Here is a 21,864-nt window from a genome sequence, read left to right on the forward strand (position 1 = left end):
CTAAACATTGTGCAACATAAGTTTGATTGTTGATAAATATGACAGTAATAAACATCTTAATTAATGATTAGGAAACTTGTACTGAAAGATTATATTTGTCAAAATTTTTTAAGATAAATACAATGAAAATCAAGGCTTCAATTGTTACAAAATCAGTATTGGCAATATTAATTGCTGCAGGTGTATCTGCTTGTAACCAAAATAAAACGGATACTAAACCTGCCGCAGCTACCACTGCAGGCTCAACCAATAGCACTGCTCCCGAAATTGTTTACATAAACCAGGATTCGTTAGTTGCCCAATACGAATACATTAAGGATATGGATAAACGCCTTAATGATAAAGGTAAAGCAGCCCAAAGCGATGTAGCATCGCGCCAGCAGGCCATTCAGCGCGAATACGTTGAGTACCAAAAAGCTGCTGCTACCATGCCGGCCGACCAGCGCCAGGCTACTGAGCAACGCTTACAGAAAAAAGGGCAGGAGTTTCAGCAATACCAGCAAAATGCCGGCGCCCAGGTACAAAACGACCAGTTGAGCGAGCAAACCAAACTTTACGACAAGCTGGTAGAGTTTACCAAAGCTTATGCTAAAGAAAAAGGTTACAAAATGATATTAACCTATCAAAAAGGCAACACTACTATGCTTTATGGTGACCCAAGCCTTGATGTAACTGCTGATGTTATTAAAAGATTGAATGAAGCTTACGCTAAAGACAAAAAATTATAGGATAAATGTGCTGATGCGCACATCAAAAAAATAATGTAATTTAAAACCCCGGCTTTTAGCCGGGGTTTTTTAATTTAAGCTGATGGAAGAAACCGGGAACGAAAAATTTATGCAGATGGCCATAGACCTGTCTGAATATAATGTAAGGCAAGCGCAGGGCGGCCCCTTTGGCGCAGTGATTGTAAAGGATGGGATGGTGGTAGCCCGAAGTGCCAACAGGGTTATACAGCAAAATGACCCGACAGCACACGCCGAAGTATCTGTAATACGTTTGGCCTGCCAGGAGCTGGGCACCTTTGACCTTGAAGGCTGCGAGATATATACAAGCTGCGAGCCCTGCCCTATGTGCCTGGGCGCTATCTATTGGGCTCGTATCAGCAAAATATATTATGCCAACACCAAAAAGGACGCCGCGGATATCGGTTTTGACGATCACTTTATTTACAATGAACTGGAAAAACCGATGGATGAGCGTAAATTGCCTTGCGTACAAATGATGCATACCGAAGCGCTGGCCATATTTGATCAATGGAGAGGCTTAGAAAGCAAGCCGGATTATTGATCAGCGCGAGGCTACCCTATCCATAGGCAATCCTGATAGTCTGCAAGCATATGAAAAAGCAAACCTGTCGCTATTATCCTGGTTTTTGGTACAAACAGCAGTATAACATATACAGCGATAGCGTAATATGAATGCAGCGGATGAAAACCTATACTGCACCTTGTAGGGTCAAAGATGGGTTTGGCCAGCAAGTGGTCGGCATCTACCAACATGGTAGCAACCATTATCAGCCATGCCTTTTGCCATATTTTCCTGAAAAATATCAGTGCCAGTAAGCCTGGCGCAAAAAAATGCAAACCGTAGTGTACTACAAGCCGCAGCACCGTAAAAAAATGAAAGCTTAGCATTAAACTTAATAGCTTAAATGTCACCGCTTAAAAGCATTAGTTTATCAAGGATATTATCAGTTCTTCCAAATCTTTTAGATAAAGCATATTGGGCCCATCGCTTAACGCATGATCCGGGTCGGGATGGGTTTCTATAAAATATCCACTTGCTCCAAATGCTTTAGCCGCCAGCGACATATTAGGCACAAACTTGCGATCGCCGCCGGTTTTACCCCCTGCGCCGCCGGGACGTTGTACCGAGTGAGTGCAATCCATACAAACAGGATAGCCAAACTCGGCCATATCAGCCACATTCCTAAAATCAACAACAAGGTTGTTGTAGCCAAACGAATTGCCCCTTTCAGTAAGAATGATCTGATCATTCCCTGATTCTTTCACCTTTTGCGCAGGATAAAACATATCCTGACCGGATAGAAACTGTGCTTTTTTGATATTTACTATTTTGCCTGTTTCTGCAGCGGCCACCAGCAGATCTGTTTGCCGGCACAGGAATGCAGGTATCTGTAATATGTCTACCACCTCGGCACATGCTGCCGCCTGGAAAGGCTCATGTATATCTGTAGTAACCGGCAAGTTAAATTTGTCTTTAACATTGTTCAGCATCTCCATTCCCTTTGCAAGGCCCGGCCCGCGATAAGCATGTACGCTGGTACGGTTAGCCTTATCAAACGATGACTTGAAAATAACGGTTACAGGGTATTTGCTGCCTATCTCTGCAACCTTTTCGGCCACTGTGTACAACAAGTCCTGGTTTTCCATCACGCATGGGCCAACAATAAAAAACGGTTTTTCGGTAATATCTTTATATAATGCCATTTTCCTTTATCTTTTTAAGTGCAAGTTCCAGGTCTTCGGGGGTGTCTATCCCTTTCTCGATGCCCTTTACTTCAATCATTTTAATTTTGTAGCCGTTCTCTATTGCCCTAAGCTGCTCCAGTTTCTCGGTGTTTTCCAAAAAAGACACGGGCATGGTAACAAACTCTTTTAAAAAAGCCGCTTGATAAGCATATATCCCCATGTGCTTTTTATAAACCGATGTGTCGCTTATCTCTCCATCCCTCGAAAATGGTATTGGATATCTGGAGAAATATATGGCATCATGGTTTACGTCGGTTATTACCTTAACCAGGTTAGGGTTGTTCAACTCGTCAATGTTCTGTACGGGGGCACATACGCTTGCCATCGGGGCTTCGCTTTGCTGTAGCTCGGTTATTAATCTGTCTATTATACCGGCATCAACAAAGGGTTCGTCGCCCTGTACGTTTACTACCACATCGCAAGCTATTTTTTCGATAACCTCTGCAATGCGGTCAGTGCCACTCTGATGGTCTTCACGCGTCATTATTACATTCGCAGTAAAAGCCCTGCAAACATTAAACACTTCATCGCTGTCGGCTGCAATCCATATCTGGTGATGCAGCGTAGCCTTAAGGCAGGCTTCGTAAACACGTTGTATAACAGGTTTACCGCCCAGATCCAGCAGTACTTTGCGTGGCAACCGGGTAGATCTTAAGCGAGCGGGTATCACAATAATAGCCTTCATGGTCAACCCCGGTTAAAAATTTGATAAACACCCGTTAGCATATTCTCGTCATCGTGCACCAGCAGTGTCGTTATTTTACGTTCCATCATCAGCGTTTCGGCGTCATAAACCAATTCATGCTCATTAATGATCTTTGGGGCGGGGTTCATTAGTTCGGTGATAGGTAGTTGATGAATATCGCCGTACTTTACCAATCCGCGGCGAAGGTCGCCATCGGTGATTACGCCGGCTACTTTATCGCGTGTGCCAACTATAACCATTCCGAGCTTACCCTCGCTCATTTGCAATACAAGCTGTGTAAAAGTTGCCTTACTATCAATAAACGGGAGCTTATCGGTGCGCATAACATCTTTTACCCTAACCAGTAGCTTACGGCCAAGCCTTCCACCTGGATGAAAACGTGCAAAATCAGCAGGCGAAAAATCCCTGGCAGTCATCAGGGCTACCGCCAGCGCATCGCCCATAACCAGTGTAGCCGTGGTTGACGACGTGGGTGCGAGTTCAAGGGGACAAGCTTCCTGTGTAACGCAAATATTTAAATGATAAGTAGCATTTTTAGCCAGGGTAGAATTAGGGTTACCCGTTATAGCTATAAATACATTTTTATTGTAGTGGAGGTAAGGCACAATCTTAAGCACCTCTTCAGTTTCGCCTGAATAGGATACCAGAATAACCACATCATCGGCGCTGATCATGCCCAAATCGCCATGAAAGGCTTCGGCAGGGTGCATAAAAAAACTTGGGGTGCCGGTACTTGTAAACGTAGCCGATATCTTTTTGCCTATATGGCCTGATTTACCCATCCCGCAAACTACAAGCTTACCGGTCGACCTAAGGATGGCATCAACTGCGTTAGTAAACTGCTCATCTAACATCGACGCTACATACTGCAACGATGCTATCTCGATATCAAATACTTTTTGGGCAATACTTTTCATTAACTGCAAAACCCGGGGGCGTTTTTTGTATTGCAATTATACTCAATAAAATTTGATAAGCTGAATAGCCGTTGCCGGGGCGTGTTTGAATATCCTGAAGAAACCGGCTGCTAATTAGTCTTGCAATACACGTAATTTGCTGGACTCGGTTTTCATGCTTAATTCCCGCTTATTGTCCAGGTGCTCGAATTTTGAGTTTTTGCTTATAAACTCCGGCACAATCTCCTTCATTTTGTTTACCATCGCCATTTCATCATTTTGCTTATTCAACAGAAGAAGCTCTTTGATGTCCTCCGCAACCTGTTGATAAGGATAATTTATCACCTCTGATATCTTTATCTTCTCGTGATGGGTGGGCTTGGTATTTTCGCCATGATTAAGCAGTTCTTCGTATAATTTTTCGCCAGGTCGCAAGCCTGAGTAAACGATTTTTATATCCCTGTCGGGCTGTAAACCTGCAAGTTTTATCATTTTAAGAGCCAGGTCCACAATTTTGACCGGTTCGCCCATATCAAAAATAAATATTTCGCCGCCGCTGCCCATAGTACCGGCCTCTAACACCAGGTGCACAGCTTCGGGGATGGTCATGAAATAACGGGTTATTTCAGGATGGGTTACAGTAATAGGCCCGCCTTTTTGTATTTGTGCTCTAAAACGCGGTATTACCGAGCCGTTTGAGCCTAATACATTACCAAAACGTGTAGTAATAAAGCAGGTACCTTTATTAGCCGGGCTATCTTTAAGGGATTGGATATAAATTTCGGCAATCCGTTTGGTAGTGCCCATTATGTTTGAAGGGTTAACCGCCTTGTCGGTAGATACCATTACAAATTTTCGCACGCCATAAGCAAGCGAAAGGTCGGCGATGTTTTTTGTACCCAGCACATTGGCTCTTACCGCCTCAGACGGATTTTCTTCCATCATCGGCACGTGTTTGTACGCGGCGGCGTGATAAACTACTTCGGGATGATAATCAGCGAACAGCTTTTCCATGCGGTAGTAGTTCCTGATATCACCAATAAATATTTTCACCGGTACTTTAGCAAACTTTTCTTCTACTTCCAGGCGGATATCGTGTAAAGGCGATTCTGCCTGATCACAAAGGATGACCATTGCCGGGCTATACTGTAATACCTGTTGTACAATTTCTGATCCGATAGACCCTGCAGCCCCGGTAATTAACACACGTTTTCCCTGCAAGTCTTCAGATATGCGTGTAGTATCTATCTGGATAGTTTTGCGCTGCAATAAATCCTCAATCTTAAGGTCCTTTATTTGCTGCATATTAAGTTTACCGTAAATCCATTGGTCTGACGGTGGCACGGTAAGCACCTGTATGCCTAAAGCAAGGCAGGCTTCCAGCGCGGTTTTTTTTGATTGCTCATCAAGATGGTGGTTCATGATGATCATTTTATCAATGGCACGCTTCTCTTTCAGCTTAGCAAGTTTGTTGATATCATAAACCCTAACCTGTTGTATTTCTTTATTGATCTTGCTCGAGTCTGTGTCAACAAACCCTGCAATAACAAAGTTTGTTTTGGCACTTGCTTCTAAGGCTTGTTTAACTAACACCGCGCTGGTATCTGAGCCATAAATAACAACAACGGTTTTTTTGGAACTTGAGTAATTGTTGAGATAATTAAAGGCACTTTTTACAGCGCTGCGTAATAAAATCAGCAACGTGCTAGACACCGAAAAATTCACCAGCAAAACCAGATCGATTGTAGCGGTATTAATGCCAAAAAAGGGTTTTACCCAAAATGTAATTACTGTTATGTAAACTATACTGCTAATAAATACCGAACCAAATATCCGCAGCACGTCCCTTGTATTTGAATACCTTATAAGGCCGGTATGCACACGCATTAAATACATTACCAAAGCGGCTACTATACAGTAAATACCTGTATATATAAAAAAATATCCTCTTAATATATTTGCGAACTCAAAGCGGTTTACGATAAGATATGATGATGCAAATGACCATGTAATAATAACAAAGTCTAATATCATTATTATCCATCTGGGCACAACCTTACTGAACAGTAAATACTTTTTCATGAGTTTATATTATAAGTGTCATTGCAGATATCAAAAGTAAAGGTAACATCTTTTATCATTTTACTAAAATTCTCAAGGTTATTAAATAATTAACTTAAGAGAAAGCTACGATATGCAACTGCGGGGAACTCTATAACCAATTAACGTAAGTTTTGTTTTATATGGTTTAAATATTGCCTTTTGTTAAACCCAACCGTGTTATGATATATATTAGTATCAAAGGTAATATTATTAATAAAGATAATAAAATAGGTGAATAAGTGCTGTTTTGGATAACTATTAAAATAACTATTAACTGTACAAACGCATATACTGTTGAAACCAGCAAGTGGGGCACCTTACACTCGTTGGCAAGTAGTTGATACAGGTGAAGCCGGTGTGCTTTAAAAATATTCTGTTTAAGTATTAACCTGTATATTATAGTTAATACCGTGTCAACACCATAAATGGATAAGAATAATATATATGTCCAATTACCGGTGAATAACATTATTTTAAATAAAAGCAGGGTAATCCAAAAAGCTATGGTAACACTACCCACGTCGCCCGCAAAACACTTCGCCCGCTTGCGGAAGTTGAAAAATAAAAACACTAAACAGGCAATTATGGGCAGCCATATCATATCCGCATCAATAAAATGCACCGCCCTGATGTTGATATACTGCAAGCCGGATAACACTACCAGGCTGTACAACCCAGTAATACCATTAATCCCATCCATAAAGTTGTAGGCATTTATAATACCAATAACAATAATATAAGCGGCAATAACGGCCACCGCGTTTAAATGGTATAAGTTCAGGTACCAAAACATTAAACTCACCGCTATTAATTGAATGATTATCCTGATACGGCTGGACAGCGTATGTATATCATCCAGGAAGCTGATCACCCCAATAACCAATGTACCTAACATGGGTATATAAAATTCGTTAAAATGCCACCCCATTAAAACCAGCGCTGCTATTAAAAATATAATACCGCCGCCACGTATAGTGATAATTGAATGCGAGCTGCGTTCATTTGGATGGTCAATTATATTATAGTGATCTGCGATGCGGAAATAAAGTAGCATAGCGCCAAAAAACAACGGAAACAAAATAATGTAAAGCATAACGGTTTATTCGGTACTAAAGCTTTTAATTGTTTGAGTAAGGCCTTCGCGGGCAGAAACGGGCATCAAACTTATATTTAAGGCCTGTTTTACCTTTTGATTGGACACCACAAAGTTTTCAGTAAGTTTTTTAAGCCGCTCGTTGTTAAGGGGCAAATGTAATATATCGCCGATAGAGGCTATTGCTTTGATCACTACGGGTGATAATTTCCAAAGGCGTGCTTTGCGGCCACTTACGGTAGCTAAAAGCTTAATTAGTTGGTTAGTAGATAGCGGCTCATCGTCTGCAAGGTTGTAGATACCCCCCGGTAACGCGGGGTTGGCCAATATACTTTCTACTACAAAATTGAGGTTGGCTATTGACAAAAAAGACCTTTTATTATCGAATGCCGCAAGTGGGTACGGTATACCCTTTTTTACCACCTGGTACAGCAAATTCAGGTTACCCTTGTTTCCCGGCCCGTGTATCATACACGGTCGTAGTATAAACACGCGCTTACCGGTTGGCAGCTGCCGGCCCAAAATATAAGCCTCCGCCCGGCATTTAGATTCGCCGTATGGAGTTTTAGGCTGTGGTGTTATATCTTCGGTAAGTACGCCCTCAACACTATCTGTTGCAGCCTTAACACTGCTAAAAAAAATAAAAGTACTTGCTGTGCCCTGCAAAAACGAATCAAACAGCTTACTTGTTAAGCCGGTGTTTACTGTGAAGTATTCTTCTGGGTCAGATGTATTCTTAAGATCATGTGCCTTGCCCGCTAAATGAACAAAAGCATCAAGACGCATAGTTTTTAAAGCGGCCATGTTGTCCCATGAGATATCTCCAACTGAATTGCCGGCATGAGCATGTCTTATTAAAGAAATGATGTCATGTCCCTTTTCCTTTAGATGACGGCTGAGATTTTGACCAACAAAGCCCGACACTCCTGACATTAAAATACTACTCATTTTAAATATGATAATATTGATTTCGCCATATTGGCGTTAATGTTTTCGCGGGTAAAGTTTTTCAAAAAATCGGCCCGGAAGTAGTTTTCATATACGTAAGCATTTAGCTGTTTAACCATTTCTTCGGCATCGCCGGGCAAAAATAAAATACGATTCGGCACGTTATCGGCTATAAAACGGTTTGCAAAGCCGGCCACCCCGGCCACTATTGGCTTGTCATAAGCCGCCAATTCAAATATTTTGGAGGGGAGCACCTTTTCAAACGCCTTATAATCATTAAGGTGAAGAAAAAGAAAATCTGATTGATCGTAGATATCAAGTAACTCTTTCCGCGATACCGGGTCCCTCAATTCTATATTCTTCAATCCCGCTTCTGTTATAGCATTAACCAATTTTTGCTTTACGCCCCCATCGCCAATCACCAAAAATTTATATTTATCGCCCAGTAATTTCGCTGCTTGGGGTATTATTTTATGAAGGCCCTGCCCCTCGCCCATATTACCGGCATACGTTATAATGTATTGCTCTTTATTAGGGACAGGATTACTGGGTTTTAGATGTAAAAACTCCGGATCTATGCCATTTGAGAATGAAGAATATGAGGCTTTATTATACTTTTCGAAATATGATTCAAACCCGCCGGATATGAGGTTTATGTGTGTTGCATAGCTAAATACCTTTTTTTCTATTTGTTTTAGTACGGGCAATACTGCGGTTTTCAGCAATTTGCTCTTTAAAACGTCCTGCATGGTATCGATGAAAATATCGCGAATATCAAGATACAACGGAATACGTTGTTTGCGGGCGATACTATATCCCAGATATGCAGTAAACAAACGGGAAGAGGACGCGAAAACCATATCATACTTTTTGCCTTTAATTATCTTATACGTTTCAAAAAAGTACGTTTTGAAAGAATTGATCTGGTCGGTAAATCCGCTATTGTGTTTGGGTATCAATATGCGGTTAACAGTAATATTGTCATGCTCTTCAAAAGCCGGCGCCTGGGTATTAAAGGTACTATACCGGTTGGGTACGGTGGTAATTACATCAATAACGGCTTTGCCTTTAGCTTGCCTTGCCAGTTCTTTTGCAAGCGGTGAATTACGAAACGATCCGGCACATAAATCAGGTTCGAAATAAAAGCTCAGATATAATATTCTTTTCATTAGTCGTTTAATATAATATCAGTTTGCAACTCATTCTCAAAAGTTGCCGACAGACAAAAAGCCGGCAGATAGCTGTTGTACCCGTTAGCAAGTTGGTATGGCTCCAATATCAAGTTGGTTGCGCCCTTAAAAATCAGGCTTGCATACCCCTCAACTTTGGCCTCATTAGCAGCTGTTATTGCTACTTTGCAATTGCTGTGAAAGTGAAAATATGCTTTAGCCGGGATACCTTCTGCAGACTGAACGTCGGTAATGCTGATAATATCCGGGGCAAAATTAAACTTTCTTTGATGATTAGTGCCAAAGCTTTTCTGATAGCCATTATGACTGGCTGTTAAAACATTTGCCGACTCGTTATCGATAACTACTTTTGCGCGATTGCCTACCCTAAATCCACCCCACACCTCCGATTGGTCTTTTCCCCCAATTTCAACCGTGTTATGAGCCCTTGTGGCACGCTCCAGGCTTCGCCGGCTCCCGATTTGGTAGGTTGAGGTGCCTGTATCAACAATTAACGGCTCGTTATTAATATATAACACAAATGACAGCGCATCAGCATGGCCGTGGCCGGGCTGATAAGACGGCCCGATAGCACCTACATCTATAGCACATTCGTATTTTTGCGAATGAAACTTTCTATACCCCGACCCTTTTAACATCAGTTGATGGTTTGGTTCAATTTTCTCCTGCTTCGCAAAAAACTGCAGCTGAAGTGTTGTAAACGTGATGCCGGATGCACTGTCATTAAAATGGGGTATGTCTCCGTTCTTAAAGCTTATCAATTGCAGCCATCCCAGCATATCAGCGGCCTTTTGCGTAATAAAGCTTAAAAAGGCATCGTCATCATTAATATTTTTATACCAATCAAAAAGTTCTAATACCCTGAAAAAAATAATCTGATGGTACATTGGGCTCAGCTCAAAATGTGCACCATCATCTAAAACCTGTTCGGTCAGTTCCTTGTAAAGTATTGCCTTTGCTGTTTTGCGCCAGGCGCCCACATTAAAAAAGTGGCCGCCCATAAATAAAGCAAATGCATCTTCCAGCAGGTGATTACCAAGCAAATGATACTCAAGATTATCATTTAAGTAAGCTAACTGGGCATAAATATCTTGTATTATAGTTGGGTTTTTTATATCCCCTACACTTATAAAACGGATAGCATTCATCACCCTTAATGCCACCGGGTATGGTTCAAGCTGAAGTTTTCCGGTTTCAAGCCATCTGCCAATATCAACCAATAATTCTTGCTTTTGCTCAGCTGTGATATCAGGCTGGTGCAGGTAGTTGAAATATTGAAGGTTATAGTTCCACAGCTTTCCGTAGCCCTGGTAATTCCAATCAATAGCCTTGTTAAAGGAATGTTGCAGATTTAAGAAGTTGAAAGTGTTAGCTGGTTGAACGATGTCTGCTAACTGATAGTTTATGTTAAAATTTAGCGGCTTGTAAACCGGGCCGGCCTGGATTTTATTTTTGAACCAGTGCAGGTTGTGGGTCTTTTTTAACCGATAGTATAATTGATATGCAACCTGGTTGAATTTTAAATGTTTAACGGTGCGGGCAAGTAATAAAACCTTATTGATCACAGCCGTATTTATTTTTCTAACGTTAACAGGTTATCTACAATCCGCCCGGCAGTTTTACCATCCCATAATTCCGGTATTCTTCCCTTTTTCCATTCACCTTTAAAAAGTTTTTCAAAAGCCGGCCCAATGGCTTTGGGGTTTGTACCAAGCAACTCGTTTGTACCTATATTAATAGTTTCAGGTCTTTCCGTGTTGTCGCGCAATGTCATACACGGAACGCCCATAATTGTTGTTTCTTCCGTAATCCCCCCCGAGTCGGTAACTACCGCTTTAGAATGTTGCACCAAATAATTAAACTCCAGGTAGCCCAGCGGTTCTATCATATACAAATTTGGCGCGCTTATACCCGCGTTATTAAGCATTTTTGCTGTACGTGGATGAACCGGGAACACAAGCGGCAAGCCCTGCGATGATTCTACTATGGCGCTCATTAGTTGTTGCAGGCCTTCCTCTTCGTCTACATTGGCCGGGCGGTGAAGCGTCATTACAATATACTGTTTAGGCTGTAACTTAAGCTGGGCCCAAACCTCTGGCTGTTTAAAGTTCGGCATCTGCTTTAACAAGGTATCTATCATGGTGTTGCCCACAAAAAATATACGCTCGTCTGATATTCCTGCTTTTCTTAAATTATCATTGGCAGTAGCCGATGTGGTAAAAAAATAATCGGTAATGGCATCTGTAACCATACGATTAATCTCCTCGGGCATTGTCCAGTCGCCACTGCGTATCCCCGCTTCAACATGAGCAACTTTAGTGTGCAACTTTTTGGCAACAATAGCACAAGCCATTGTTGAAGTTACATCACCTACAACTAATACGATATCTGCCGGGTTTGCAATTAACTCTTTTTCGAAACCGACCATAATTGCTGCAGTTTGCTCCGCCTGCGTTCCGCCTCCGGCTGAAAGATTAGCATCAGGTTCGGGTATCCCTAACTGTTCAAAAAAATCACCGGACATTTTTTTGTCATAATGCTGCCCGGTGTGTATCAATCGGTATTTTATATTTTTTCCTTCTGATACAGCGTCTTCAATAGCACTGATGATTGGCGCTATTTTCATGAAATTAGGGCGGGCACCTGCAATGATAGATATAAGCATAAATGTGATATAATTATAGGTCGGCGTTTAAAGTTACCCAACTGTTTGTTTTTAAACTCTCAATAGCGGCAAAGCTGGCAAGCGTAGTATTAATTATTTCGTTTATAGGAATAATTGCGTCGCCGCCATGTCTCACACCATTCACTAATAATTCGAATTGTTTTGCATGGCCCTTATCCTGTCCGGATGATAAGGATGAGAAACCTTTAAAGCCGTAGCCATGCAACTTGCGCCAGTTATCCATAACAAGGGTACGTTCCTGGGAGTAAACTTCTAAACGCTCTTTTGCATAGGCTTTGCTGCCGTTAGCAAAATAATTAATAACCGCATTACTGCCATTCTCATATCTTAAGATGATAGATGCATTATCTGTTTGTTCATCAGCGTTAACGCCCATAGCGTTCATACACACTTCCTTAACCATTGAGCCGGTTAAATAGGTACACAGGTCTATAAAGTGGCATGCCTCTCCAATAATACGGCCGCCGCCTACCTGCATGTCATGCACCCATGAGTTTTGAGGAATAAAACCCGCGTTCATGGTAGCAATGATGTTAACCGGCGTGTTAGCCGACCCCAGCAGTTGTTTCATTTTTACAGCCAGCGGTGCAAAACGCCTGTTAAAACCAACGGTTATGGTTTTGGGGTTTGCGGTATACGCCTGTAAAATATTTTTTAACTCATCGGTATTTAATGCAAGGGGTTTTTCTACAAATACGTGCTTACCTGCTTCCAATGCTTCAACAACCATTTGTGCATGCAGGTTATGCCTTGTCGTAATTAAAACCAGGTCTACGTCCTTATCATCAAGCACGGTTTTATAATCAGTTGTGGAATTGGCTATATTGTATTTTTTTGCAAGCGTTGTGCCCGTCAATCCGCCTGAACTGGCAATATATTTTATCGAGGCGCTGGCTTTCCTTAATGACGGCAGTATCATGGCGCTTGTAAAATTACCCGCACCAATTACCGCTATTACCCCGGTTTGGCCGCTAAATGTATTATTGTTTAACTGTACAACCCTGTTTAAAGGGCCATCATCATCTGCATATTCTAAAATAGAGGCTATAGAGCCTGCGGCCGATATATTGCCATAAATTTGCTGGTAATCTTCAATAGAAACGCGCTCGGTTATCAGCGGTTTAACTTTCAAGGCGCCGGTGCTTAATGCCTGCAATACCGCCTCAAAGTTTCGCTTTTCAGTCCACCTTACAAATGGCAGCGGATAATCATTGCCCTTTTGCTCATAATTATCATCGTAACGGCCCGGCCCGTAGGAACAAGATACCTGGAACGACAATTCCTTCTCGTAAAAATCGGCACGATTAATATCTAAACCAATTACGCCAACCAGTACGATGCGGCCGCGCTTGCGCGACATGTGGGCCGCCTGGGCTATTATATCATTACTTTTGTTTGAAGCGGTGATGATAACCGCATCTGCACCTACGCTATTGGTAATGTTTTCAACCAGTTTAACCTGATCAATACCTTCCGCAGGGTTGTAAGCCATAATGCCTGCTTCGGCAGCTAAACTTACTTTCTGGCGGTCAAAATCAAAGCCTATTACTTTGCAGCCGTTAGCTACAAGGAGCTGCGCGGTTAATAAACCTATTAAGCCCAACCCCACCACTACCACGGTTTCGCCAAAGGTAGGGTTTATAAGCCTGATGCCTTGCAGCCCAATAGCTCCTATAACGGTAAACGCAGCCTCTTCATCGCTTACATTATCGGGCACGTGGGCAACTAAGTTTTGCGGTACAGATACATACTCGGCATGCGGGCCGTTTGACGCTACCCGGTCGCCCGGCTTAAATTCGGTAACACCGCGGCCAACTGCTACCACTTTACCTACGTTACAATAACCTAATGGCAACGGCTGGCCAAGTTTATTAAACACAGCATCTATAGTTGGTTTTAAGCCATCAGTTTTAACCTTATCGTAAACCATTTTTACACGTTCAGGCTGTTGCATGGCTTTTTGTAACAGGTTAGCTTTACCAAATTCGACCAGCATGCGCTCGGTACCTAATGACACCAGCGTTCTTGAAGTTTTGATGAGCACCTGCCCGCCTTTAACAACCGGTGCGGGCACTTCTTCTAAAACTGTATTGCCATCCTTTAGATCTTGTGTTATTTGTTTCATTTAGTCTCTTTCTTTTATAATTTTTGCGGGTACGCCCCCTACATAAACAAACGGGGGTACATCTTTAGTAACAACACTGCCGGCTGCAACAACAGCACCTTCGCCAATATTTACACCGGGCAGTATTATGCAACCTGCGCCTATCCAAACATCATTGGCTATAGTTACCTGTTTTTTGGTATGCCCTGCAGAAAATATGTGCCCCCTGTTTTTTGGTACAGTATGGTTAGACGAAAAAATTTGTGTGTTGTAACCTACTAATGTGCGCGCACCAATTTGTACACCGCCCCCAGTGGTTATTAATACACCCCAGGCAAGGTCAACATGATCGCCTAAAATAAGTTTTGAACCAGGGCTTATTTTTATGCCCGGATAATAGGTTATAGAATTGCCTATTTTAGAACCGCACAGCCTTAAAAAGTTGCTTTTAAAAATGTTGAATATTTTATGACGAGGTAAAATGAATATCCACGATGCAAAAAATTCAAACGTACACACTAAGAAGTTTTTCATTAATTATCGCTCAAATTATTTGAAATACTTTGATCCAAGTACCACTTTTTACCATGCCGGGCAAAGTTACGATATACAAATTCTAAAAACTTAATTTGTTTTATAACTTTTTGCTCCGGCGTATTATAGGTTTTTATCTGGGTAAGGCCGTTGTCAACAATGGTTTTATAAGTTCCCTTAACTGTTTTTAGCTGCCTGATTTTATCCGCTATTTGCTGTGCATCGTCCCGGTCAACATATATTACGGCGTCTTCGCAAATGCTTCGCGCCCATTCTTCATCAGCTAACAGCAACGGTTTTTGATATGTCCAGGCCTCAATGATGTTTGAGCTAAAACACTCCAGCTTGCTTAACAGCATGGAGGCGGAGGAAACCGCGTAAAGATATTTTACCTCATCAACCTTTACACGGCCCAAAAGGTAAATGTTCGTTTCAACTCCAAACTCCTTTGCTTTGGCCATTAACGTATGAGAGTACGGATGATCGGCTTCAACACTTATCAGGTAGTTTACATCTGTAACTCCTTCATCCTTCAATTCTTTCAGGATGTACGGTACCAGGTCAATATTTTTATTTTTATGCCAGGCGGTTAACATCACAATGTTAAAATTGTCTGCCGGGATACCCTTGAACTTTTCAGGGATTTTTTTCTTATCGATCTCTCCGCTGTTGAACTGACTTACAGAGGGTTTTATAAAAAAGGTATTGTTACTGTTGTACCCAAAGTTCTTTATCGCTCTTGACCGCATTCCTTTGTTCTCAAAGATCAGCGCATCTGCCTTTAGTGTGGTGGCCAACCTATACTTATCTTTTACTTTAGCAATAATGCGTTTTTTAAGCGGCCAGTTGCCCCAAAAATCAATTTCGGGATAGTAGAGGTTAGAGTATGCACTGCGTACAACTGTTGGGATGGTATCTTGCGGTATGCCCGGACCATAGCTGTACATTATGTCTATTTTATTATTTTGGATGATGTCATTGATCTTGAATTTTTCGAACCACATTCGCTTTAAGGGCGAATTATCAACCTCTATAGTATTTTTATAATTACGCCTGCGTAAAATGTTAGATAGTTCGTCGCCCTTGGCTACCATTATCCACCAGTTATGGCCGTACCCGTTATGATCTATCACGGTATCGATAAAGTTGGCTGCCACTTGCAAGCCGCCTCCAAATGTTACGGGAATAAGGTTTAGTAATATGTTCATTAAGTTATTTATTATTATAAACTACCGAATTGTAAAGTGTTGTGTACTTTGCGGATACCTCAGTTATAGCGTATGCTGCAAAACAATCCTGTATTTCTTTAATGTAATTAAAGCGTTCGGCATCACTAAGCGATAGGGCTTTTGTTATTGCTTGCGCCATTTGTGTATTATCGGCAAGTGGCAGCAAAAAAGGGTAATCCGGCGGCAGTAATTCAATATGTGCAGGTATATCAGATGCAATTATCAATAACCCTGACAGACCTGCTTCTATAAGCGTGTTAGGCATCCCCTCGTTAGTACTAAAACTGCAGTAAACATTGCTCTTTTTGTAATATTTAAGCAATTCGTACTTATCGTTAATGAAACCGGTGAAGCTTATTTTATAATTGCAAAGTACCGCTTTTTGCTGCAAAGCTTCAGCTAACGGACCTTTGCCGATTATGGTTAAATGAAGGCCTTCTTTAATGTCCGGAGGTAAGCTTTCAAATACGTCCATCAACTGGGTAAGGTTCTTCGAAACTTCCAGGCGCCCTATGCAAACCACTTCATGCTTATGGTGCTTTCTTTCAGCACTTCCATACCCTTTAAAAAAATCAATTTCGTATCCGTTTCGGATCAATTGTAACTGAAGCCCGGTTTCTTCCCAATATCGCAGGCCTCTTTCAGAGTTTCCCACAATTACTGCCCCCCGCCATACAGCGATCTTTTTTCTTAACTTTAATTTGGTGTTTTGTTTCCTGCTAAGCTTATCACTTGGCTCGCGTATTATCCATTTAAATTTAAGCACCGTTGATAACAACCCTACGATAATATCAACCTGCGTTATCCAGGTCTGCACAATATCTGGCGACAGCCTTTTTAAATGATTGTATAAAGCCCAGAATATTCCGGGCGAATAATTATTGGTTACATTAAGGCAAATTGAATTTACATTCGAATTTAATAAACGGTGTGCATTGGGGTTAGCGTGCAGGTAAATTACCCAAACATCGCCACCTTGACCTGCCATGGTGTTCGCTAATAACCTAAGCTGGTTTTCGGCCCCGCCTCCTTCTATAGAGGGTATAATGTGTACTATTCTCATTTTTCAAAAAAACCAATAGCATACTTATATTAGCAAGTACTATTGCTGAGTGTTTTAACGACTGTAATTGTTAGTCGTCTAATAAAGCCTTTCTACTTGGCCTTGAAGGGGGTTTTATTGTAACGTTATTAATTGTGTTTAGTACTCTGTTAATTCTTGCCTGTGCCGCGGTATCGCCGCTTGCCGCAGCAACGCCCTTTCTTAAAATATCCGAATATATCCCTGTTTTTAGCGGGTTAAGGTATGCAGCCTGATCATCAACCCGCGAATAGGTTAAAATACGCGCGCTGTTTTGCAGGGGCCTGTTACCAGTTTTAGCATAAGTGGCCAATGTATTTAAATACTGTTTTACAAAAGGGGCACCGTTATGATAATAGGCCTTTAAAAACTCGTCGGTAATTGCTTCAGCATCTGCCGACGGATTCCACATAAGTTTTGCCAGCAGGTACGATCTTAACTCCTCCAACTCAAGCCCCATTTTTGCATCTGCCTCAAGGTAAACCATATCAATATTTTTTGCCGCGATAGCTTGCAAATTTGGCTTCAATACCGGGAAGTTTGGAAACGGGCAATCGCACTTATAATATATCATATAATCGCGAAAGATAATGTTGTTGGTAAATTTAAGCCAACCGTTCAGATCACCCATTAGCTCGGGGTTGCTGGTAATGGGTTTCAGTTTATCGTCATTTGAAGCACAGAAATGTATATTAACATTTTTTGCAGGGATAACAGATATTGGTGGTGTCCTGGTTTTTTGGTAAGCCAGTGTTGATATTACCTTGTTTGGAAATTTCGCCGCTATTTTATTTATGAAATTTATGAGCAAATCGCTCTGATTATGATTTTGCGCGCGATAACTTGTGCATAATTCGCAATTGCAATTATCAGGGTTGCCATCCATAGCGCTTACGCTCCAGTACTTTGCATCCGGATTTTTTGCCATCATCACCCGTAAGGTATCAACAATAACATCAACAACCCCGTCTCTTGATAAACAAAGCTGATTTTTGTTGCGCTTATTATTGATAAGGCCGTAATATTCAGGATGTGCCTTGAAATATTTTTTTGGTGGCACAAGTATGGTAAATGTATGGGCCCATAATCCCCATTTATATCTTTTCTGCCTATGCTCATTTGGCAAGTTGCTTATCTTGTTCCAGGCAATGTAATCAGCCTGTAACGCTTCGCCATAGTTGCATGACCTATATGAAATAACGGGAACCTCCGAGAGGTTTACAACTCCAATACTCACATTGGCTTGTTTTGGTATTACAATAAGATCATGTGCATAGTAACGGCAATTTAAATAGGTTTCAAAAAAACTATATACCGCATTTAAAACCCCTCTCTCGTTACCTCCATTAATAAACAGCAGGCTCTTGGATGATTTTAAGTAAGTGCCATCGCCCTTTAAGCTTGCAGCATTAAACTGCGGGAAATATTTACCGGTAATTACATTATCACCTACTACAATTTGGTTATTGCCCGAAAATTTTGTGGTTACAGGTAAATTAGCGCCGCTTATTTTAAAAAAATATTTTGCGAACTCATTTGCAGCATTTTTTACTGTAGGGCTGGCATTTGCGGGTATATAAATACTATAAGATGATCTTCCATCTTTTGCCAGATCAAGAGCTGACGCCGGCATTAAACATATCCATAAAAATAGGCTTAAAAACACCAAGACTCCCTTATATATCATTTTCATACCAATATGTTTAAGTGTTATAGCTAATTGCTAATTAAACCAGCTTAGCTACGAGCCAAATATTCTTTCATTTCAAAATAATCCTCGAGCGCTTCTATACGGGTTTTAAACTCTACTCCGCGGTCTAAATCAGCATCAGAGAGAAAACTATTCAGGGCGGTCTCCTTGTACTTATTAAAATCTCCGATAATTTTAGCCGGATTACCCGCAACAATAACATTTGCGGGTACCGATTTAGTAACCACGGCCCCGGCGCCAATTACAACGTTATCCTGAATGTTTACCCCCGGCATAATGATTGCCCCAACACCAATAAATACGTTATTACCGATAGTTACCCGGGCATACTTATACCGGCGCCCTTTATTATCCCTGATAAGCCAAGTGCTGCCATCGTGGGTTAAAAGTATAACGCCCTCTGTTATAGTAACATTGTTGCCAATACTTATTAAAAATGGCTCGGTCCCTAAATTAATGTTTGATATGCGGCAATTACTGCCCACTTTGGCCCCTAAATAACGTGCTCTGCTTACACCACCTTTAGTGTAGTATAAGTATTTGGCAACTAAGTTTTTTAGACGTGGATGCATATAATTTATTTTACGTTTATAATTGCTCTTACCTCCTCAGGTGGTAACCCGTTAGCAATACGTTTACCCATCGCAATGCCAATGCCCAGCATTATCACAATAGTTTTATTCTCCATCATCGTGTTATTAAACAAGCTGCACACTAACAGGTAAACAACAAAAAAACCGAGATAATCAAAATTGTAATATTTACTTAAAAGCTTTCTTTCAAAACTTTTCCATAATAACCTGTTGAAAGCCAAAAAGATCAATATATATACGATTCCGTATCTAAATGCATATTCTATATAAGAATTGTGACTATTTGACGTAAACTGGCCGCTCTTTTTAAGATCGGTGGTATACAACGGCCCATATCCAAATAAAGGGCTTTCCACTATTTTCCCGAGATACAATTTTTGCGCTTCAAGCCTTTCGTTGACACTATTATCAGACGATAAATCATCTGCCGAGGTTAAACTAACCACCCTGTTGCCTAAAACCTTATAACCTTGGTCAGAAAGGTATATGGATATATAAAATAGTGACGCGAAAGCTGTTATCATGATTAACGGCATACCGATTACCACCAGTTCGGCGGATGCATTTTTAGCAAGACGATATTTTTTGGACAAGGTTTTATATACCAGCTTTGATATGAAGAACGAAGCCGGAACTAAAAAAAGCAACACCGAACGCGAGCCGGTAAGGAAAACTAAACCAACTATAATAACGGTGATTAAAAGTACGGTGAGTATCTTTTTATTTTGCTTCGACACAAAAAGGAAAAAAAACACCGGCACCATACTGAATGCGGCGTAAGTAGATTTTAAATAAAACCCGGCTGCCCTTTCTATTTTTGAAAGCGAATCGGAATCGGCGTCACCATCGGCATCGTTCAAAAGCAGCCGCAGTTTGTAAAAAAGATTGGGGTTAATATAATTATAAATTAACCCGGCTATAATGATGATAACAGAAGGATATATAATAAACCTGTTAAGGTGCTTAAAATCGTATTTGAGCCCTATGATATACGCTGCAAAAAATAGTAAAAGATATAGCAGCGAGTTGCCTAATGGCCTTACAACCTTGGCAAGCGATAAAAAGCCGAGTGAAAAATATATCGGTATAGTTATCAGCATGAATACAAATATCAGCAGCGCATAAAGAAAAATCTTCTTGGTTTTAATAAGCCTCGCGAGTATATGATAATGCAGTATAGCATACAATGATAACAAAGCTACAGCGAGTACCGCAAAAATATCAAGGGAGATGTGCAGAAAAAGGGCAAACCGAAAAAGCTCTGTTAAATACAGGATTATGAGCATCATAATCATAAAATCCAGTAGTTTATATTTCTTAAGCTTTATCATGCTTTTATTTTAAAAAGAATCTGAATAATATAGCCATATGCCTAAGATAATCCATAAGCGGGTCTTTATAGAATTCAGCAGATTGATATATTTTTAAATACGTATCCTTTTTTGTTTCGATACTAAATTTGTCTGTATAGGTTTTGTTTACAAACTCGATGTTGCTTTTACGAAGGTCGTCGCTTTGTAAGATATTTTTTATTGCCAGCAAATTCTCATTCTGATCATATCCCTCTATCCTGTTCCTTTCAGAAAAATTGTAATAAACAAGGTCATCAAAATTATTTTCTGTAATAAGTACCGGGTAATCTGAATCCTTCAAGGGTGTAAACAACATTTTCCCTTTTGATGCCGCTTCCATCACCCCTCTGCCAGTTCCAATTATACCATCTGCAATATTAAGCAATTGGCTGGCATCTGATGTAAATTCGGGCTCGGTTACAAACTTAACCGGTAAACCCGCCGCATGTTCCTTCAGTTCATTTAAAATGTTGTCGTCTTCTACCTTGCCTAAAATAATAAGCTGTATATCAACATTTTGTTTAACTAGCCAACCAATAAGGTTAATTGCTTGCAATAAGCTTTTTTTATAGTAACTGCCTATTCTTGATATACGCAATAAGGTGGCTTTACTTGTAACTAAAGGTCTCAGCTTTTCTATACGCTCGTTATCATCTTTTATTTTATAAACCCTGTTTGGGATTAAAAAAATGTTGCTGTTTTTAAACTTCTCGTTTTTTGAAAAATAATTAAGATCCTCGCTACTGTAGATAATGAGGTTTTTTTGATACGGGTAAAATTTATTTGGTGAAGCGCCGCCGCATTTTGTATTTATTTTAGGAATTTTAAGCCAACTACTTGCCGAGCGGGCAAAAAAATCGGCTTTTGCATCAAAGCTATGGATAACAGTTGGCTTATATTTCGTTAAAATTTTAACAAGGCCCTTTATACCAGCAATAATATTAAAGGTTGAAGACACCCGCTCATATGGGATACCCGATTTTTCAATAGTTGGGCATGGGTTGTCACCAATAATTACAATCAATACGTCTGCGTCTTCACTTATAGCCTGAGCGGTTGCCTTAAGGCTATGATAATGCCCCCCCAACCCGGTGTTCATCCTCATACAGGTAATAACATAGCAAATCTTCATCTTTAATAATT

Annotated in this window: 20 protein-coding genes; 2 read left to right on the forward strand and 18 right to left on the reverse strand. The window is 40.7% G+C overall.

The genetic code is table 11. The features are described 5' to 3' along the window. The first annotated feature begins 122 nt into the window (after positions 1 to 122). Positions 123 to 728, forward strand: coding sequence for an OmpH family outer membrane protein (locus tag HDC91_RS10220; RefSeq protein WP_183551670.1), 606 nt, complete (start codon positions 123 to 125; stop codon positions 726 to 728). Positions 729 to 810: 82 nt separating this feature from the next. Beyond that, on the forward strand, positions 811 to 1,290 hold the full coding sequence (locus HDC91_RS10225) for a nucleoside deaminase (protein WP_183551673.1): 480 nt from the start codon (positions 811 to 813) through the stop codon (positions 1,288 to 1,290). Between the two features lie 11 nt (positions 1,291 to 1,301). Here the strand turns inward: HDC91_RS10225 and HDC91_RS10230 are convergent, their stop codons facing one another. The 18 genes from HDC91_RS10230 to HDC91_RS10315 all read right to left on the reverse strand — a co-directional run bounded on the left by HDC91_RS10230 (position 1,302) and on the right by HDC91_RS10315 (position 21,853). Further along, entirely contained in the window at positions 1,302 to 1,637 is a 336-nt protein-coding gene (locus HDC91_RS10230; RefSeq protein ID WP_183551676.1) for a DUF6122 family protein, read from the reverse strand. Positions 1,638 to 1,673: 36 nt separating this feature from the next. Continuing rightward, on the reverse strand, positions 1,674 to 2,453 hold the full coding sequence (gene kdsA / locus HDC91_RS10235) for a 3-deoxy-8-phosphooctulonate synthase (RefSeq protein ID WP_183551679.1): 780 nt from the start codon (positions 2,451 to 2,453) through the stop codon (positions 1,674 to 1,676). After that, on the reverse strand, positions 2,440 to 3,180 hold the full coding sequence (gene kdsB, locus HDC91_RS10240) for a 3-deoxy-manno-octulosonate cytidylyltransferase (protein ID WP_183551682.1): 741 nt from the start codon (positions 3,178 to 3,180) through the stop codon (positions 2,440 to 2,442). Before kdsB ends, kdsA begins: the two co-directional genes overlap by 14 nt. 2 nt (positions 3,181 to 3,182) lie before the next feature. Next, a complete protein-coding gene (locus tag HDC91_RS10245; RefSeq protein WP_183551685.1) occupies positions 3,183 to 4,118 on the reverse strand; it encodes an SIS domain-containing protein in 936 nt (311 codons plus the stop codon). Positions 4,119 to 4,232: 114 nt separating this feature from the next. Next, the gene (locus tag HDC91_RS10250) at positions 4,233 to 6,179 is read right to left on the reverse strand and encodes a nucleoside-diphosphate sugar epimerase/dehydratase (protein ID WP_162429403.1); all 1,947 of its coding nucleotides are present in this window, start codon (positions 6,177 to 6,179) and stop codon (positions 4,233 to 4,235) included. 166 nt (positions 6,180 to 6,345) lie between these two features. Beyond that, positions 6,346 to 7,293, reverse strand: coding sequence for a UDP-GlcNAc--UDP-phosphate GlcNAc-1-phosphate transferase (locus tag HDC91_RS10255; protein WP_183551688.1), 948 nt, complete (start codon positions 7,291 to 7,293; stop codon positions 6,346 to 6,348). Between the two features lie 6 nt (positions 7,294 to 7,299). Next, positions 7,300 to 8,241 (reverse strand): NAD-dependent epimerase/dehydratase family protein, encoded by a 942-nt coding sequence (locus tag HDC91_RS10260; RefSeq protein ID WP_183551691.1) that lies wholly within the window; start codon positions 8,239 to 8,241, stop codon positions 7,300 to 7,302. Continuing rightward, positions 8,238 to 9,410, reverse strand: a complete 1,173-nt coding sequence (locus HDC91_RS10265) for a glycosyltransferase family 4 protein (protein WP_183551694.1) — start codon at positions 9,408 to 9,410, stop codon at positions 8,238 to 8,240. The genes HDC91_RS10260 and HDC91_RS10265 overlap by 4 nt, the downstream gene beginning before the upstream one ends. Next, the gene (locus HDC91_RS10270) at positions 9,410 to 10,996 is read right to left on the reverse strand and encodes an alginate lyase family protein (RefSeq protein WP_183551697.1); all 1,587 of its coding nucleotides are present in this window, start codon (positions 10,994 to 10,996) and stop codon (positions 9,410 to 9,412) included. Before HDC91_RS10270 ends, HDC91_RS10265 begins: the two co-directional genes overlap by 1 nt. Before the next feature lie 8 nt (positions 10,997 to 11,004). After that, on the reverse strand, positions 11,005 to 12,096 hold the full coding sequence (wecB, locus tag HDC91_RS10275; protein ID WP_183551700.1) for a non-hydrolyzing UDP-N-acetylglucosamine 2-epimerase: 1,092 nt from the start codon (positions 12,094 to 12,096) through the stop codon (positions 11,005 to 11,007). A gap of 13 nt (positions 12,097 to 12,109) precedes the next feature. Then, complete coding sequence (locus HDC91_RS10280; RefSeq protein ID WP_183551703.1) at positions 12,110 to 14,242, reverse strand: bi-domain-containing oxidoreductase; 2,133 nt, start codon at positions 14,240 to 14,242, stop codon at positions 12,110 to 12,112. Continuing rightward, positions 14,243 to 14,755 (reverse strand): DapH/DapD/GlmU-related protein, encoded by a 513-nt coding sequence (locus HDC91_RS20095; protein WP_183551706.1) that lies wholly within the window; start codon positions 14,753 to 14,755, stop codon positions 14,243 to 14,245. Next, a complete protein-coding gene (locus tag HDC91_RS10290) occupies positions 14,755 to 15,963 on the reverse strand; it encodes a glycosyltransferase (RefSeq protein ID WP_183551709.1) in 1,209 nt (402 codons plus the stop codon). Before HDC91_RS10290 ends, HDC91_RS20095 begins: the two co-directional genes overlap by 1 nt. Before the next feature lie 4 nt (positions 15,964 to 15,967). Then, entirely contained in the window at positions 15,968 to 17,047 is a 1,080-nt protein-coding gene (locus HDC91_RS10295) for a glycosyltransferase (protein WP_183551711.1), read from the reverse strand. Between the two features lie 70 nt (positions 17,048 to 17,117). Continuing rightward, positions 17,118 to 18,698, reverse strand: a complete 1,581-nt coding sequence (locus HDC91_RS10300; protein ID WP_183551714.1) for a DUF4838 domain-containing protein — start codon at positions 18,696 to 18,698, stop codon at positions 17,118 to 17,120. A gap of 104 nt (positions 18,699 to 18,802) precedes the next feature. After that, a complete protein-coding gene (locus HDC91_RS20100) occupies positions 18,803 to 19,348 on the reverse strand; it encodes an acyltransferase (RefSeq protein WP_162429414.1) in 546 nt (181 codons plus the stop codon). A gap of 5 nt (positions 19,349 to 19,353) precedes the next feature. After that, the gene (locus HDC91_RS10310) at positions 19,354 to 20,658 is read right to left on the reverse strand and encodes an O-antigen ligase (protein WP_183551717.1); all 1,305 of its coding nucleotides are present in this window, start codon (positions 20,656 to 20,658) and stop codon (positions 19,354 to 19,356) included. 46 nt (positions 20,659 to 20,704) lie between these two features. Beyond that, a complete protein-coding gene (locus tag HDC91_RS10315) occupies positions 20,705 to 21,853 on the reverse strand; it encodes a hypothetical protein (RefSeq protein ID WP_183551721.1) in 1,149 nt (382 codons plus the stop codon). Between the last annotated feature and the right edge of the window lie 11 nt (positions 21,854 to 21,864).

It is taken from the genome of Mucilaginibacter sp. AK015 (assembly GCF_014200785.1).
In the GTDB taxonomy this organism is placed as follows: Bacteria; Bacteroidota; Bacteroidia; order Sphingobacteriales; family Sphingobacteriaceae; genus Mucilaginibacter.